The following is a 16,448-nucleotide window of genomic DNA, read 5'->3' as shown; positions in this document are numbered from 1 at the left end:
ATGTGGCGCAAATTTTTACGTTCAAAATTACATACGGTGCGGGTTACGGCAAAAAATTTAGAATACGAAGGGAGTCTTACCCTTGATCCTCGTTTTATGATTGCCGCTGGCCTTGAGCCTTTTGAGAGCATCTGGGTTTATAACTTAGAAAATGGTGAGCGTTTTGAAACTTACGTCATCAAGGGCGAGTGGGGGAGCAAAGAAGTCTGTTTGAATGGGGCTGCGGCTCGTAAAGGAGAAGTCGGCGATCGCTTGATTGTGGTTTCTTATCACTGGCTTAGGCCCGAAGAAATTGAAAGGGCTTCGGTAAGGCTTGTTTATGTTGATAATGATAATAATATCCTTCAGGAAAAAGACCTGCCTGTAAAAGAATAATTCAATGAAAATTTATCCCGTCCTTCTAGGATGTCCCAAAAACCGTGTTGATGCGGAAAAGTTTTTGGCCGAGCTCAAAGAAAGAGGGGTCACCATTGTTCTCGATCCCGAAGAGGCTGAAATCCTTTACGTAAACACTTGTGCTTTCATTCGCGAGGCAGTGGAAGAATCCCTTGATGTTATTTTTGAATTAGCTGAGCAAAAAAAAGAAGGCCAGCGCTTGGTGGTGGGCGGCTGCCTTGTTACCCGCTATCGCGAATCGCTTTTAGATGAGTTGCCAGAGGTGGATCAATTTATAGGGATTGAGGCTTACCGTTCACCTGAAGTTATTTTCTCACAAGATAGATATTGCCTACGTTTTGAAGGGAGAGAAACTCCTCGACGTCTTCTTACAGAAAATCCTTTTTGTGCCTATCTCAAGATAACTGAGGGATGTAGCCATGCTTGTTCTTTTTGTACTATTCCGCGTATAAGAGGGCCTCTCCGTAGTGTACCTGAGGGAATAATCCTTGAAGAGGCAAAGAATTTGGTGGCTCAGGGAGTGCAGGAGATAATTTTGGTAGGGCAGGATGTCACCGCTTACGGTAAAGACCAAGGAAAGCCTAAACTGGCGTCTCTTTTGCGTCGCCTGGTAAAAGAGGTCTCCCCTTACTGGTTAAGGCTCCTTTATCTTTATCCAGATGGCCTTAGCGAAGAAATTATTGAGGTTGTTTTGATGGAAAAATCCATTTGCCCTTACTTTGACATACCTATTCAGCATGCCAGTCCTGAAATTCTCAAAAAAATGAGGCGTTTAGCTGATCCCAAAAAAATATTGTCTCTTATTGAGCAAATTCGCGGGGCTTCTAAAGAAGCCGCCATTAGAACCAGTATAATTGTTGGTTTTCCCGGAGAGACGGAAAGAGATTTCGAGATTCTGCTCGAATTTCTGAAAGTGGCTCAGTTTGACCATCTGGGGGCTTTTATTTATTCACCAGAAGAAGGTACTCTGGCTGCCAAAATGCCAGGCCAGATTTCTGAAGAAGAGAAAAAGGCTCGTTTCCACGAGGTAATGAAGCTTCAGCAGGAGATTTCTCAAAAACGTTTAGCCAAGCGTTTGGGAGATACTACCGAAGTTTTAATCGAAGGGGTGGACGAAGAAGGGCGTCTTGTTGGCCATGCTTGTTTTCAGGCCCCTGAAATTGACGGTATAACTTATGTGGAAGGAGAAGCCACGGTGGGCGATATTGTCCCGGTAAAAATTGTAAGTACTGACGTTTACGACTGTTTTGCTAAACCTCTTTCATAAATCCAGGAGGCCCAAACTGCTTGGCCATAAGAAATGGCTCCATCGTTTACCGGAAGTTTTTCTGGGAAATAAACTTTTAGACCTTCTTTTCTGAGAAAATTTATCAGGGCTTCAGCAAGAATTTTGTTCTGAAAAACCCCTCCCGAAAAAACTATATTTTTAAGTTTTGTTTTTCGAGAGGCCGAGACTAACATTTCTTTTAAGCCATGGGCCAGGGATAAATGAAAGCTTAGAGCCAATTCTTCTTTGGAAAAAGAGTCCAAATTTTCTAACAGGTCTTTTATTAAAGCCCTGGTATCAAGGACTAACTTTTTGCTTCTAAACAAGCTAGAAGAAAAAATAGGGGACTTTTTTGTTTTCAAGGCCAGGCTTTCAAGGAGCATGGGGGCTTCTCCTTCGAAAGTCTGCTCAAAGCATATACCAAGCAAGGCGGCACAGGCGTCAAAGAGCCTTCCGGTACTGGTGGTTATGGGGGCATTAATGTTTCCTTCAAGCATTTTTAAGACAAGAGGAATTTTTTCGTGATAAGTTTTAGGGAGTAATTTTTTGGCGATTTCTGAGGTTTTCTCGCCATAAATTTCGTAAAGGTAGGCGAGAAGCATGCGCCAGGCCTCACGAGAGGCGGCGTCACCACCAGGTTGTTTTACGGGAAAGAGATGTCCAAGGTGTTCATATTGCCCTCTTTCTATTTTTAAAAGTTCGCCCCCCCAGAGGGTGCCATCATCTCCTAAGCCTAAGCCATCAAGAATTAGAGCCAGAAAGGGCGGCTCAAGGCCAAACTCCCCGGCAACCGCTGCCGCATGGGCCACATGGTGCTGGACCTTAATCAAAGGGATCTGGGCCTTTTTAGCTCTTTCTTCAGCAAGCTGCGTGCTCAAATAGCCCGGGTGTAAATCGCAAACAAGAACTTCGGGCTTAATGTCTAATAAATTTTCAAAGTGCATTAGTGCTTTTTGAAAAAAGTTTAGGGTTTCAAGATCTTCAAGATCTCCTATGTGCTGGGAAATGAAAGCCTCTTTACCACGAGTAAGGGTAAATGTGTTTTTTAGATGGGCTCCAAAGGCAAAAAATTTTTTGGTTTCGCAGGTAAAGGGTAGAGGCTCTGGTACATAGCCGCGGGCTCGCCTTATGAGACGAGGCTTCCCTGCTATAACACGAACTACGGAATCATCTATGCCCTGAACTATTTCGCGGTTGTGGAAGAGGAAAAGATCAGCAATATGTGAGAGCCTTCGCAAGGCCTCATCATTGGTAACACAAAGGGGCTCACCTGAAAGGTTGCCGCTTGTCATTACCAGGGCCAAAAAGTTCCCTTCTTTTAAAATAAGGTGATGTAATGGGGTATAAGGTAGCATTAGGCCTATAAATTCAAGCCCAGGCGCTATTTCTTCAGGAAGAGGGGAGGCAAGTTTTCTTTTGGCAAGAACTATAGGCCTTTTCGGAGAAGTTAGAATTTCTTTTTCGTTATCGCTTAAAAAGGCTAAGCTCTCAGCACTTTCAAGATCTTTTACCATGATAGCAAAGGGTTTTCGGGGCCTTTTTTTACGGTACCTAAGAAGTTTAACTGTCTTTTCGTTAGTAGCGTCACAGGCTAGAAGAAAGCCGCCAAGCCCTCTTAAGGCCACTATTTTCCCTTGTTTGATGGCTTCTATGGCATAGGTTACGGGATCTTCGGCGTGTATTTTATTACCGTCTTTATCAACCAGCCATATTTGGGGGCCGCATACCGGGCAGGCGTTTGGCTCGGCGTGAAAACGGCGGTTTTCGGGATTTTGGTATTCCGCAAGGCACTCTGGGCACATAGGAAAGACGTGCATGGTAGTTTTTACGCGGTCATAAGGTAAGTCAAGAATTACGCTAAATCTTGGGCCGCAATCTGTGCAATTAATAAAAGGATAGCGATACCGGCGATCTTGCGGATCAAAAAGTTCGGCTAGACAGGCCTCACAGGTGGCCACATCAGCGGGAATTTTAGCTTGCTTTGGGCCGGCTTCGCTTTCAAGGACCTCAAATTTTGCAGGCGGGGTCCCGTTTATAGGGCTGGTGATTATTTTTTCTAAACGAGCAAGGGGTGGGGCTTCTTCTTTTAAGCCTTTAATAAAATCTTCTAGTTGGTTTTCTTCTCCCCAGACATTTATAAGGACGCCTTTACCGGTGTTACGTATATTTCCCGAAAGGTTCAGCTTTTTAGCCAGGCGATAAACAAAGGGCCTAAACCCTACGCCCTGAACAACCCCTTTAACTATGATACTAAGGCCTTTAGTGTGTCCAGCCACAGGGCCATTCCTTCTCTGGTCTTGGCGGAGACCGGAATAATTTTAATATTCGGATTCACCTGACGAGCCAATTTAGCGGCCTCTTCAAGATCAAAGTCAAAGTAAGGCAGCAGATCTATCTTGGTTATAAGGAAAACGTGGGCCTTGTAAAAAGATGCCGGATATTTGGCAGGTTTATCTGACCCTTCTGGTACTGAGACCAATACTACTCTTAAATCTTCACCAAGATCAAAAGAAGAAGGACAAAGAAGATTGCCTACGTTTTCTATGAAAAGAAGTTTAAAGTTGTTTTCTTCAAGCTGATGGTAAGCTCGGTGCACCATGCGCGCGTCAAGATGGCAGGCCCCACCGGTGGTTACCTGGATAGCAGGAACACCCTTTTGGCGAATGCGTTCGGCATCGCGTTCTGTCTCCGGGTCTCCTTCAATAACGGCTAGGGGGATTTCTTTACCTAAGGCATCTATGGTGGCTTCAAGGAGAGTTGTCTTCCCAGAACCAGGCGAACTGATCAAATTTATAACTTTTATACCTTTTTCCCGGAAATGAGCTCGGTTTTTCTGGGCGATAAGATCGTTTTCGGCAAGAATTTGTTTTTCAAGGGTGATTTCTTGACTTCTTTGGTTACAACCACAGTGTTCACACATTTTTAATCCTCCACTAAAAGTTCAAGTTTGGCAATTTCTAGTTCTTCGCCACCAGTGTAGATTATTTCTTCTTTCTGGCAACGAGGGCAGACCCTTTGTTGAAAATAGCTAAATTCTTCCCCGCAATTGAGGCATCTTTTAAGGGCAGGTACTTTTTCCAGTTTTAAAACCGCTTCTTTAAAAAGAGGGTGTTCTTTTTTATATACTTCAAAGGCAAAACTAAAGGCCTCTTCTTCAACACCTGAAAATTCTCCCACGCGAACAGTGATAGAAACCACTTTTTGGGCATTTTGAGCCTTGACCATCTCTTCTATTTGGGTACACATGGCTATTACAAGAGAAGTCTCATGCATATCTTTGTTCCATCACCTGCTTTAAAAGGCGCCAGGTCTCTTCGGCTTCTTCTGGAGACATTTTTTGAATAGCAAAACCTACGTGAACAATTACATAGTCGCCAACTTTTATTTCTTCTTGAGGAAGTAATTGTAAGTTTATCTCTCTCCTTACACCCTCAGCTTCAGCAATGCCTATAGGGTAGTTTATTTCAATAAGCTTCATCGGTACGCCTAAACACATAAGCTGTTTTCCTCTCTTATAACAAAATTTAATTCTCTTAAGTCTTTAACGATTCTTTCGGCAATTAAAGGAAGATTTTTTCTTAGAGTAGGACTTAGTTCTGTACCAAGTTCCATGCTTTCAGGAACTACAGCATAGGCTTTAAATGTTTTGGGTCTTATATGGTAAAGCCTGGCTAATCCTAAGGCGTCTTTTACTCCAAACTGGTGTACAGAGGCAAAATGTTGCCCGCCTAAATTTTCTATTTCTTCCCAGGAAAAAACTTTTAGAGTTCCAGGCGGACTATCAGATAGATAAACATCTACTATAAAGACCAAGTCTTTATCACGTATTAAATTAATTAAAGAAAGGCCTGCGCAACCACCGTCTATCAAAGTAAAACCCTCAGGAAAAGAATAATTTTTCTTTAAAAATTTAATTAAATGTACCCCAAAACCCTCATCTTGGAATAAGATGTTATCTAATCCTATTATGGTAGCACTTATCATATACTAAATCCTATAAAGTAATATAGACGATACTGTAATCAAAAAACATTATAAATTACGAATTAAATAGCTTTACTTTTTTTAAAGTTTAACCTATAAAATAACGAAAGAATAGTTAGTAGATAGTGAAATGTAATTGAAAGTTGAAATTAAAATAATTTATTTAAGTAAATCCTAATCTTAATTTAGGAGGCAGGGTATGAATCGATTTCTAGCAAATGATCTTCTAAAACTAAAGAGGAGGGACTTTTTAAAAGCTGCCACTATTGCTACGGCAGCTATGGGGCTCCCATCCTCAATGATTTCTAAAGTAGAGGCAGCTCTTAAAGATCCTGCAAGACCACCTGTTGTGTGGCTCCACTTGGTAGAATGTACCGGTTGTACTGAGGCTCTATTGCGAACCTCTCATCCTGATGTAGCAAGTTTAATACTTGATCTAATTTCTCTTGAATATCATGAAACCCTTATGGCTGCTGCAGGTCATCAGGCGGAAGAAAATCTTGAACGTGCTCTCGAAAAATACAGTGGCAAGCTGATTTGTGTGGTGGAAGGCGGGGTAAGCTTAAAAGACAAAGGAATTTATTGCAAGATTTCTGGTCACACTACTCTTGAACTGTTGAAAAAAGTGGCCAAGCACTCGAGTATGGTTATTGCCTATGGTACCTGTGCTTCTTTTGGCGGAGTGGCCGCAGCTTCGCCCAATCCTACTGGTGTGGTAGGAGTATCTGATGTAGTTAAGGACAAACCTTTGATCAATGTTCCTGGGTGTCCTCCAAATGGTTATAATTTGTTGGCCACTATTGCTTACATTCTTACTTTCAATAAACTCCCAGAGGTTGATTATCTTAAGCGTCCTAAATTTGCCTATGGGCGAAAAATTCATGATCATTGTGAGCGCCGTCCTCACTTTGATGAAGGCCGCTTTGTGGAGCAATTTGGCGATGAAGGCCACAAGAAAGGCTATTGTCTTTATAAGGTCGGGTGCAAAGGCCCTGTAACCTATGCTAATTGTCCGGTAATCCGTTTCTGTGATGCTGGGGTTTGGCCGGTATCAGCTGGTCATGGCTGTATTGGTTGTACAGAGCCAGACTGCTGGGATACCATGATTCCGTTCTATGAGCATGTGCCTGGTACCGAAGTGCCTTCTGGTATGGGTATTGTTGGTCAGGCCGAACGTATTGGTAAATTTGCCCTTGGAGCAGCTGCCGCAGGTATTGCCGTCCACGCTGCGGCCGGTGTAGTTAAAAAAGTAGTAACAAAAGAAAAAGAGGAGGAATAAAGTATGGCCCATAAAGTTACCATTGACCCCGTAACCAGAATTGAAGGCCATTTACGTATTGATATAGAAGTAGATGGAGGCCAGATTACTAACGCCTGGTCTTCTGGCCAGATGTGGCGTGGAATAGAACTCATAGTAAAAGGCAAAGATCCCAAAGATGCCTGGGCTTTTGTCCAACGTATTTGTGGAGTTTGTACCACGGTTCACGCTCTAGCTTCGGTAAGGGCCGTGGAAGACGCTCTAAATCTCGAAATTCCTATCAATGCTCAGTATGTGCGAAATGTAATCATGGCGGCCCACTCTTTGCACGACCACATCGTCCATTTCTATCACCTATCTGCTCTTGATTGGGTAGATGTGGTTTCTGCTCTAGAGGCAGATCCCAAAAAGGCCGCAGATTTAGCCCAAAGCATTTCTCCCTGGCCAGGAAATAATGTCAATCGTTTTCGTGAAGTGCAGGAAAAATTAAAGGCCTTTGTGGCCAGTGGCCAGCTTGGTCCCTTTGAAAATGGCTACTGGGGCCATCCGGCCATGAAGCTTCCGCCAGAAGTAAACTTAATGGCGGTTTCTCATTATCTTGAGGCCCTTGAGTACCAATATAAAGCTAACCAGATAGTAGCTATTTTTGGCGGTAAAAGTCCGCATATCCAGACAGTAGTAGTAGGAGGAGTGGCATTAGCCATTAATCCTGATAACGAAGCCACCCTTAATATGGAAAGGATTCTTTTTGCCCAAAAGCTTTTTGAAGAAGTAAAGAAATTTGTCCATCAGGTTTATCTCCCTGATGTAATCGCTGTAGGTGCCCTTTATAAAGATTGGCTTCAATACGGGGCTGGTGTTAAGAACTATCTGGCTGTGCCTGATCTTCCTCTTGACACTAAAGGAGAAACCTTTGACCTTCCTGGTGGAACTATATTCAATGGTAACCTGGCCGGCGTAAAACCGATTAAGAGCTTCAAAGATCCTTATTTCCGTGAAAACGTAGCCGAGTGTATCGCACACTCCTGGTACGAAGGTGATTGGACCAAGCATCCTTGGGAAGAAGAGACTGTTCCGCATTACACTGACTTTCAGCCTGATGGTAAGTATTCTTGGTCTAAAGCTCCGCGTTTTAAAGGTGAAGTTATGCAGGTAGGCCCTCTGGCTCAGGTGCTTGTTGGTTACGCCTTGGGTCACGAGCTTACTAAAAAATGGGTAGATTACGCTGTAGAAAAACTTTCTTCTTTGGTAGGTGGTCCGGTACCTCTTGAGGCTTTTCACTCCACTCCTGGAAGACATTTGGCACGGGCTATAAGAGCAGCTATGCTGGCCGAGCTTGGTCCCAAACATCTTAACCTTTTGACCCAAAATATTGGTCGCGGAGATCTGGAAGTTTATGTCCCGCCTAAGTTTCCTAAGGGAGTTATAAAAGGCGTAGGCTTTCATGAAGCCCCTCGCGGTACCCTTTCTCACTGGGTGGTAATTCGTGACGGACGTATAGAAAATTACCAGTGTGTGGTTCCTTCTACTTGGAATATGAGTCCACGTGATGATAAAGGGCGTATGGGGCCCTATGAGGCGGCGTTAGTAGGTAATCCCGTGGCTGATCCAGAAAAACCGCTTGAGGCCTTAAGGACTATTCATTCCTTTGATCCTTGTATTGCTTGCGCCGTACATGTTTTGAATCCTGAAAGAGAGGAGCTTATTAAGGTCAAAGCTTTATAAAATTGGGGCCGGGGCTCCGGCCTCTTTTTAATAAGGAGGTAAGTATGGGCGGTTACAGACGCGTTAAAGTTTGGAGCGTTTTAATGAGGTTATATCACTGGGCCTTTGCCCTTTCGATCGTAACCCTTTGTATTACTGGTTACTATATCCGAGATCCTTTTGTCCTGGGGGTCTGGGAAGGGATCAATACCAACTTTATTATGGCTGAAATGCGTTATATACATTTCCTAGCAGGTTATATTTTTATTGCCGCTATTATGGTGAGGCTGTACTTGTTTATTTTTGGAAATAAATATGAACGCTTTACAGATTTTATTCCCGTTACTCCTCGTAATATCAGAGGCCTTTTTATCACCATTAAACACTATTTATATCTCACCGATGAACATGTTGGTCATGGTGGTCACAACCCTCTAGCTGGAACTGCATATATGGGAATGGTGTTTCTCGGTATAATTATGATTTTGACAGGACTTTATTTAATGTATCCTGAAAATGGGATTATTTACGCCATAGGTACTGCTATTTTCGGCAATCAACAGGTAGCTCGTCTATGGCATTACTTTTTGTTCTGGATTTTTGCTATCTTTTGTATGGTGCATATATATCTAGTAGTTTGGAATGACATTTTTGGCGACGAAGGTATTATTTCTAGTATTTTTTCCGGACGTAAATATTTAAAAGATCACCATTAAATATTTCAAAGGGGCATAGTCATCGGGGGCTTTGCCCCTGATCCCCTAAAACAAAAGAAACGAGGGATTCCGAGAGCCTTTTGGCTCTATTAGAGCTATGCCTAAAACCTATCAGAGGGTTAACCGAGGATTAGGGAGTACCTTTTTCTAATCTTTCTAAATCTTTACGGTAATTTATATTATAAAAACTTAGTCCTTTTGGGTCCCATTTACGCCAGAGTTCAGGTTTTATTATAAGGGCCTTAGTATTTTTCAAGAAATCTCTTAAGGCGTTGACTTTTTTATTTTTCAGCGAAGCCTTATAAAGACCGGGAAAGGGTAAAATTTTTCCTTTTTCATCAATAAAGACGGCTATTTCGTATTGATGGGGATCAAAAAAAGAGACTAAACCTTTTAGTAATTTTTTCTGGATTAAGGGCTGGTCACAGCTTGTAACCAATAAAACTTTATTATTAGCAACATGTTTTAAAGTTTCTCTTAAAGCTACTGCTGGCCCAGCTCCTGGAAAGGGATCTTTTATAACCTTGGTAAATGTCAAACCAAAATCTTCTTGTTTTTTTACTGAAAGCCATATCTCAAAGGTAAAAGGTTTTATAGATTCGTAAACCCATTGTATTAATGGTTTGCCTTGGAGTATGGCCTGGCACTTGCCCCCTCCAAAACGGCGAGCCTCTCCTCCCGCAAGTATTAGTCCTATAGTTAGCTTATAAAAGCAATTCTTCATTTGTTTTAAAAATGTCAAACAATATTCATGAAATTATCAGCTTAAAACATTTTTGTAAAAAAAAAAGTCATAAGACAAATTTTTTAGAAAAACGGCCTAAAAGCCCTATTTAATGGGAATTAAACCTCTTTTATCGCTATTAATTTCTTAAATTTGCCTTGACACTATTTTTCGTCCAACGTATAAGGAATGGCGAAATGAGTGAACGTTCATTTAAAAAAGTTCAATTCAGCTTAATGTTCTGTTTAAAGCATAAAAATAAATAAGGAGGTAGGAGTATGCCGAGCTATGTAAACCCCGAGAAGTGTGACGGATGTAAGGGCGGCGAAAAGACAGCTTGCATGTACATCTGTCCGAACGACCTGATGATCCTTGACACTGAAGCCATGAAGGCCTACAACCAGGAACCTGATCAGTGTTGGGAATGTTATTCTTGTGTGAAGATTTGTCCTCAAGGTGCGATTATGGTCCGTCACTATGCTGACTTTGCTCCCCTTGGCGGAACTTGTCAGCCTATGCGTGGTACTACTGACATTATGTGGACCATTAAGTTCCGTAATGGTGTAGTAAAGCGCTTTAAGTTCCCGATTCGTACTACACCCGAAGGTGAAGCTGATCCCACTCTTGGTAAACCTGATCCTGATCTTTCTGCTATTGGTGATAACCGTCTTTTCACCGAGGTGGCTGATAATGTAACTCCGGCTGTGCCTGAAGCAGTAGCTTGGAAATAATTAACGAAAATAAAAATTTTTAAGATAAGGAGGTAAATTATGGCTAAGATTTGGTCTTATAATCCTGGGCTTCCTTGTGCTGAGCCTGAGATTGTAGAAAAAGAAACCGATATTCTTTTGGTGGGCGGTGGTATGGCCTGTTGCGGTGCCGCTGTAGAGGCTGTTCGTTGGGCTAAGCCTGCTGGGCTCAAGGTAACTTTGGTTGACAAGGCCGCGCTTGAGCGTTCTGGTGCGGTAGCCATGGGTCTTTCGGCTATTAATACTTACATTGGCGAAAACAAGCCTGATGACTATGTCCGCATGGTCCGTTGTGACTTGATGGGTATCATCCGTGAAGATCTTTCTTTTGACGTAGGTCGCCACGTTGATGATAGTGTTATTGCTTTTGAAGAATGGGGTCTTCCCGTCTGGAAGCGTACCGATGATGGTAAGATTCTTGACGGTGCTCAGGCCAAGGCCAAGGGTATGACCCTTAAATCTGGGGCCAAGCCAGTTCGCTCTGGTCGCTGGCAGATCATGATTAACGGTGAATCTTATAAGTGCATCGTAGCGGAAGCGGCTAAAAACGCCATGGAGCAGCTTGGTGAAAATGGCGAAATCCTTGAACGTGTATTTATAGTCCGTCCTTTGATGGACGCTAATGAACCCAACCGTTGCTGTGGTGGTGTAGGCTTTTCTGTTCGTGAAAACAAGCTCTACATCATTAAAGCTAAGGCCACCCTCTTGGCTACTGGTGGTGCGGTTAACATCTTCCGTCCTCGTTCTGTGGCTGAAGGTCAGGGTCGTGCTTGGTATCCGGTTTGGAACCCTGGTTCAGCTTACGCCATGTGTGCCATGAGCGGTGCCAAGCTTGTACTCATGGAAAACCGCTTTGTGCCTGCTCGTTTTAAAGATGGTTATGGTCCGGTTGGTGCTTGGTTCTTGCTTTTTAAAGCCCGTGCTACCAACGCTTTTGGTGAAGATTATATCGCCAAGCACAAGGGTGAACTTGAAAAGTTTAAGCCTTACAGTGAAGCTTCCGTTATCGGAACCTGCTTGCGTAACCACGCCATGCTCATTGAGATGAAAGAAGGTCGTGGTCCTATCTACATCCATACTGAGTGGGCTCTTCAGGAAGCCATGAAGACCATGGACAAGAAGGAATTCAAGAAGCTCGAAGCCGAAGCCTGGGAAGACTTCCTTGACATGTGTGTAACTCAGGCGGGTCTTTGGGCTTGCTTGAACATCGAACCTGAAAAGGTACCTTCCGAAATTATGCCTACTGAGCCTTACTTCCTTGGTTCTCACGCTGGTTGTGCTGGTGCTTGGTGCTGCGGTCCTGACGAAGATTGGGTGCCTGATCAGTATAAAGAACCCTGGAAAGAAATTGGTCTTTATAACCGTATGACCACGGTTAAAGGCATGTTCTGCGCTGGTGACACCGTGGGCGCTTGTGGTCACAAGTTCTCTTCTGGTGCTCATGCTGAGGGCCGTATTGCGGCTAAGGCTATGGTTAAGTTCTGTCTTGACAATAAAGACTATGTGCCTACTCCTAAGGAAGATCCTGAAGCTCTCAAGAAAGAGATTTATGCACCTTGGTATCGCTTTGAAGAAAATAAAGAGGCTTCTACTTCCTATGAAGTTAACCCGAATTTCCTCTTGCCTAAACAGATCCAGGCTCGTCTTATGAAACTTATGGACGAATATGTCGCTGGTATCGCTACTTTCTATCAGACGAATAAGGTCATGCTTGAACGCGGCCTTGAACTTTTGACCATGCTCAAGGAAGATATGGAAAAGGCAGCAGCTCGGGATCTCCACGAGCTCATGAGAGCCTGGGAAAACATTCACCGTGTCTGGACGGCTGAGCTTCATCTCCGCCACGTTCTCTTTAGAGAAGAAACTCGCTATCCTGGTTACTACTATCGTGCAGACTTCCCTGAGCTCAACGATGCTGAATGGCGCTGCTTCACCCTTTCTCGCTACAACCCTGAAACTGGCGAGTGGGAAATGGAGAAATTCCCTTATGTCCAGATTATTCCTGATCCTCTTGGACCGTAATGCTTGATTTGCGCTAATATAAAACTCCAGGTGCTGCCTAATAGGCGGTGCCTGGAGTTTTTTTTAACCTTATTCAGATCTGAGATTCCTTTTAAAAGGGATTTGAGTTCTGGGTAAGGAAATTTCTGTAAGGAGGCGTATATGGGAGAGGGGAAGATCCTCGTAGTAGGCGGGGGAATAAGTGGTGTTACTGCTGCCGTTGAGGCAGCCGAAATGGAATATGACGTAATTCTTATTGAAAAGGAACCCTTTTTAGGTGGTCGAGTTAATCAGCTTCGCTATTATTTTCCTAAACTTTGTCCTCCGACTTGCGGTTTGGAAATCAACTATCGCCGGATCAAAGAGAATCCACGCATTAATTTTTACACTATGGCAACCATAAAAGACATTCAGGGTGCACCGGGAAACTATAAAGTAACCGTTGAAATCGCACCTCGTTATGTAAATGAAAACTGCACCTGTTGCGGTGAATGTGAAAAGGTATGTGAAGGGGAGCGGGAAGACACTTTTAATTTTGGACTGGGAAAAACTAAGGCCATTTATTTACCCCATGAGCATGCTTTTCCCGCCCGTTACGTTCTGGACAAGTCAGCTTTAGCTGATGGCGATTTAGAAAGAATTAAAGAAGCTTGCAAGTATAATGCTATAGATCCTGATATGCAGCCTCAGACTATAACTCTAGAAGTAGGGGCTATCATCTGGGCTACTGGCTGGAAGCCTTATGACGCTAAAAAGCTTGATAATCTGAAGTACGGCCAGCCTGGTTTTGAAAATGTAATTACCAATATGCAGATGGAAAGGTTAGCCGCTCCCAATGGGCCTACGGGCGGAAAGATTGTCCGGCCTTCAGATCAGCAGGTTCCGCAAAGTATAGCTTTTGTACAGTGTGCTGGCTCAAGAGATGAGAACCACTTGCCTTATTGTTCGTATATTTGTTGCTTGGCTTCTCTTAAGCACAGTATTTATTTTGCTGAGCAAAATCCTGAAGGAAAAGTTTACTTCTTTTACATTGATATTAGAACTCCTGGCCGTTATGAAAAGTTCCTAAACAGGGCTAAAGAAGAAGCCAATATCGAATTTATTAAAGGAAAAGTTGCTGATATTCAGCAAGCCGAAAATGGTGACCTGATAGTAGTGGCTGAAGATACTCTTTCCGGGAAAAAGATCCAGAAGCAGGTGAATATGGTAGTTCTAGCTACCGGTATGCAGCCGAGCTTAGCTGGTGAGGAAGTGCCTCAGATCTTGGAGATGGACGAAAATGGTTTTGTCATTCCTAGTGAAGCTAAAGGCATGTATGCCTGTGGCTGTGCTAGGTTGCCTCTAGATGTTATGTCTTCGAATGAAACCGCAACTGCTGCGGCTTTAAAAGCTATTCAAACTTTGGTAAGGGGGTAAATCAATGGAAAAAGTAGGAGTTTTTATTTGCACCTCCTGTAATATTGGCGATCGTTTGGAAATTGGAGATCTTGAAGCGGCAGCCAATGAACAGGGCTGTGCTTATTGTGCTTCTATGCCCTTTCTTTGTGGTAAAGAAGGGGTAGAAGCTATAAAAAAAGCTATTCAGGAAAATGAGCTTGATAGCGTGGTAATTTGTGCCTGTTCATCTAGGGTAAATTACGACGTATTTGATTTTGGCAAAAAATTGCCGGTAGTGCGAGTTAGCTTACGTGAAGAGGTAGTTTGGTCTCGTTGGCCTAAACTTGAAGAAGGTCAAGAAATGCCCGAAGATGAAAGCCAGATTGAGTTTGCTGAAGGGGTGTCCTTTAAAGATGAACTTATGGCTCTGGCTAAAGATTATGTTCGTATGGGTGTAGTTAAGGCTCAAAAGATCGCCCCGCCTGAGCCTTATAAACTTGAAGGGGAAATTTGTAAGAAGATATTAGTTATGGGTGGTGGTGTAGCTGGTCTTACGGCGGCTTTGGAAGTAGCCAAGGCTGGTTACGAGGCCTTACTGGTAGAGAAGGAAAATGAGCTTGGTGGTTTTGTGGCTAAGATGAAAAAGCAGCTTGAACCTGGCCATCCTTACAAAAATCTTGTTGATCCTGTGGTTAAAAAGCTTATAGAAGATGTTCAAGCTAATGACAAAATTCAAGTGGTAACCGGAGCTACGGTAGAAAAGATTGCTGGAGCTCCTGGGGCCTTTAAAGTTACTTATAATGCGGGTGGCAACGAAGAAACTGTTGACATTGGGGCTATTGTAGTGGCTACAGGTTGGAAGCCCTATGACGCTACAAAACTTGAAGAGCCTTATGGATATGGGAAGTATCCCGATGTAGTAACTAATATTCAGTTTGAAGAGATGCTTGCCAAGGGCGAGCTTAAACGTCCGTCTGATGGTTCTCCGGTTAAAAGTGTTGCTTTTATTCAGTGTGCTGGTCAGCGTGATGAAAATCATCTTCCATACTGTTCAGGAGTGTGTTGTCTCGCTTCATTAAAACAGGCCAAACTTTTGCGGGAAATGGATAGCGAGGCTAAAGCGTATATCTTCTACAAAGATATGCGCACTATGGGGATTTACGAAAACTTTTATTTGGCCCTTCAGGACGATCCTGGTGTCTTTTTGACCAAGGCTGAATTTAAGGGGCTTGCCCAGGCTGATGACGGCCGTTTGGTGGTAGAAGTAGGAGAAACTTTGTTGGGTGATGATATGGCTGTACCTGTTGATTTGGTCGTCTTGGCCACGGGTATGGTCCCCACTACGGCTGATGATCCTATTATCCCTCTTGAATACCGTCAGGGTCCTGGTTTCCCTGAACTTGAACTATTTAGCGGCTATGCGGATTCAAACTATATATGCTTCCCTTATGAAACCAGACGGACCGGAATTTATGCGGCTGGTTGTGTGCATCAGCCTATGGCTACAGCTCAGGCCATGGAAGATGCGGCTGGAGCGGCTCTAAAGGCTATTCAGTGTTTGAAGGCGGTAGAAATGGGGCATGCTGTCCATCCGCGTACCTGGGATTTTGCTTATCCGGAGTTTAATTTTAAGCGTTGTACCCAGTGTAAACGTTGTACCGAAGAATGTCCTTTTGGGGCCCTTGATGACGATCCTGAAGGCACCCCGATGCCTAATCCTACGCGTTGTAGGCGTTGTGGAACCTGTTTTGGCGCCTGTCCCGAAAGGGTCATTAATTTCAAGGACTACAATATTGACATGGGTAGCTCCATGCTTAAGGCCTGTGAGATGCCTGAGCCCGAATATGGTCAGTATAGAGTCGTGGCTTTTATCTGTGAGAATGATGCCCTGCCAGCCCTTGATATGGCCGCTTATCATCGTAAAAATGTTCCACTTTCTATACGCTTTATTCCGGTTCGATGCCTAGGGGCAGTGAATGTGGCCTGGATTAGAGATGCTATGAGTGGAGGTTGGGACGGAGTACTTATGCTTGGTTGTAAATATGGTGAAAATTATCAATGTCACTTTATTAAAGGTAGTGAGCTTGCTAATCGTCGTATGGAAAACGTAGCTGAAACCTTACAGCAGTTAGCCCTTGAACCCGAACGAGTGGTAATTAAAACGGTATCTATTGACGAATACGAAGAATTGCCTAAACTGCTTCAGGAATTTCAAGAAGCACTTGAAGCTGTGGGAGAAAGCCCCTTTAAAGGTTGGTAAGGAGGTAGAGAT

At 43.4% G+C, this 16,448-nt stretch carries 15 protein-coding genes; 9 read left to right on the top strand and 6 right to left on the bottom strand.

Annotated features, from left to right (window positions below; translation table 11 throughout):
* Both panD and rimO read left to right on the top strand, forming a co-directional pair.
* Complete coding sequence (panD, locus tag THEIN_RS01520; protein ID WP_013906927.1) at positions 1–375, top strand: aspartate 1-decarboxylase; 375 nt, start codon at positions 1–3, stop codon at positions 373–375.
* Positions 376–379: 4 nt separating this feature from the next.
* On the top strand, positions 380–1,663 hold the full coding sequence (rimO, locus tag THEIN_RS01515) for a 30S ribosomal protein S12 methylthiotransferase RimO (protein ID WP_013906926.1): 1,284 nt from the start codon (positions 380–382) through the stop codon (positions 1,661–1,663).
* On the opposite strand, the gene hypF is transcribed toward rimO, so the two are convergent.
* Genes hypF through THEIN_RS01490 form a run of 5 tightly spaced genes read right to left on the bottom strand, consistent with a single transcriptional unit; the run spans position 1,633 to position 5,647 of the window.
* Positions 1,633–3,939, bottom strand: a complete 2,307-nt coding sequence (gene hypF / locus THEIN_RS01510) for a carbamoyltransferase HypF (RefSeq protein WP_013906925.1) — start codon at positions 3,937–3,939, stop codon at positions 1,633–1,635. The genes rimO and hypF overlap by 31 nt on opposite strands.
* Positions 3,906–4,583: a hydrogenase nickel incorporation protein HypB gene (gene hypB, locus THEIN_RS01505; RefSeq protein ID WP_013906924.1), complete on the bottom strand. Its 678-nt coding sequence runs from the start codon at positions 4,581–4,583 to the stop codon at positions 3,906–3,908. The genes hypF and hypB overlap by 34 nt, the downstream gene beginning before the upstream one ends.
* A 2-nt stretch (positions 4,584–4,585) precedes the next feature.
* Positions 4,586–4,936 (bottom strand): hydrogenase maturation nickel metallochaperone HypA/HybF, encoded by a 351-nt coding sequence (locus tag THEIN_RS01500; RefSeq protein WP_013906923.1) that lies wholly within the window; start codon positions 4,934–4,936, stop codon positions 4,586–4,588.
* Complete coding sequence (locus THEIN_RS01495) at positions 4,929–5,141, bottom strand: HypC/HybG/HupF family hydrogenase formation chaperone (protein ID WP_245523079.1); 213 nt, start codon at positions 5,139–5,141, stop codon at positions 4,929–4,931. The genes THEIN_RS01500 and THEIN_RS01495 overlap by 8 nt, the downstream gene beginning before the upstream one ends.
* Positions 5,142–5,149: 8 nt before the next feature.
* On the bottom strand, positions 5,150–5,647 hold the full coding sequence (locus THEIN_RS01490; protein WP_013906921.1) for a HyaD/HybD family hydrogenase maturation endopeptidase: 498 nt from the start codon (positions 5,645–5,647) through the stop codon (positions 5,150–5,152).
* A 199-nt stretch (positions 5,648–5,846) separates the two neighbouring features.
* On the opposite strand from THEIN_RS01490, the gene THEIN_RS01485 reads away from it, so the two are divergent.
* Genes THEIN_RS01485 through cybH form a run of 3 tightly spaced genes read left to right on the top strand, consistent with a single transcriptional unit; the run spans position 5,847 to position 9,325 of the window.
* The gene (locus THEIN_RS01485; protein ID WP_013906920.1) at positions 5,847–6,926 is read left to right on the top strand and encodes a hydrogenase small subunit; all 1,080 of its coding nucleotides are present in this window, start codon (positions 5,847–5,849) and stop codon (positions 6,924–6,926) included.
* A 3-nt stretch (positions 6,927–6,929) separates the two neighbouring features.
* Positions 6,930–8,630 carry a nickel-dependent hydrogenase large subunit gene (locus tag THEIN_RS01480; RefSeq protein ID WP_013906919.1) on the top strand — a complete coding sequence of 567 codons (1,701 nt, stop codon included), beginning with the start codon at positions 6,930–6,932 and terminating at the stop codon, positions 8,628–8,630.
* Between the two features lie 44 nt (positions 8,631–8,674).
* Positions 8,675–9,325 carry a Ni/Fe-hydrogenase, b-type cytochrome subunit gene (cybH, locus tag THEIN_RS01475; RefSeq protein WP_013906918.1) on the top strand — a complete coding sequence of 217 codons (651 nt, stop codon included), beginning with the start codon at positions 8,675–8,677 and terminating at the stop codon, positions 9,323–9,325.
* Positions 9,326–9,455: 130 nt separating this feature from the next.
* Here the strand turns inward: cybH and mobA are convergent, their stop codons facing one another.
* Positions 9,456–10,049: a molybdenum cofactor guanylyltransferase gene (gene mobA, locus THEIN_RS01470; RefSeq protein WP_013906917.1), complete on the bottom strand. Its 594-nt coding sequence runs from the start codon at positions 10,047–10,049 to the stop codon at positions 9,456–9,458.
* A gap of 278 nt (positions 10,050–10,327) precedes the next feature.
* On the opposite strand from mobA, the gene aprB reads away from it, so the two are divergent.
* The 4 genes from aprB to THEIN_RS01450 all read left to right on the top strand — a co-directional run bounded on the left by aprB (position 10,328) and on the right by THEIN_RS01450 (position 16,436).
* The gene (gene aprB, locus THEIN_RS01465; protein WP_013906916.1) at positions 10,328–10,780 is read left to right on the top strand and encodes an adenylyl-sulfate reductase subunit beta; all 453 of its coding nucleotides are present in this window, start codon (positions 10,328–10,330) and stop codon (positions 10,778–10,780) included.
* A gap of 39 nt (positions 10,781–10,819) precedes the next feature.
* Complete coding sequence (gene aprA, locus THEIN_RS01460; RefSeq protein WP_013906915.1) at positions 10,820–12,820, top strand: adenylyl-sulfate reductase subunit alpha; 2,001 nt, start codon at positions 10,820–10,822, stop codon at positions 12,818–12,820.
* A 141-nt stretch (positions 12,821–12,961) separates the two neighbouring features.
* Entirely contained in the window at positions 12,962–14,215 is a 1,254-nt protein-coding gene (locus tag THEIN_RS01455; protein ID WP_013906914.1) for a CoB--CoM heterodisulfide reductase iron-sulfur subunit A family protein, read from the top strand.
* 4 nt (positions 14,216–14,219) lie between these two features.
* Positions 14,220–16,436 carry a hydrogenase iron-sulfur subunit gene (locus tag THEIN_RS01450; protein WP_013906913.1) on the top strand — a complete coding sequence of 739 codons (2,217 nt, stop codon included), beginning with the start codon at positions 14,220–14,222 and terminating at the stop codon, positions 16,434–16,436.
* Positions 16,437–16,448: the final 12 nt, after the last annotated feature.

It is taken from the genome of Thermodesulfatator indicus DSM 15286 (genome assembly GCF_000217795.1).
Classification (GTDB): Bacteria; Desulfobacterota; Thermodesulfobacteria; order Thermodesulfobacteriales; family Thermodesulfatatoraceae; genus Thermodesulfatator; species Thermodesulfatator indicus.
This window is presented reverse-complemented; position numbering and strand designations above follow the sequence as displayed.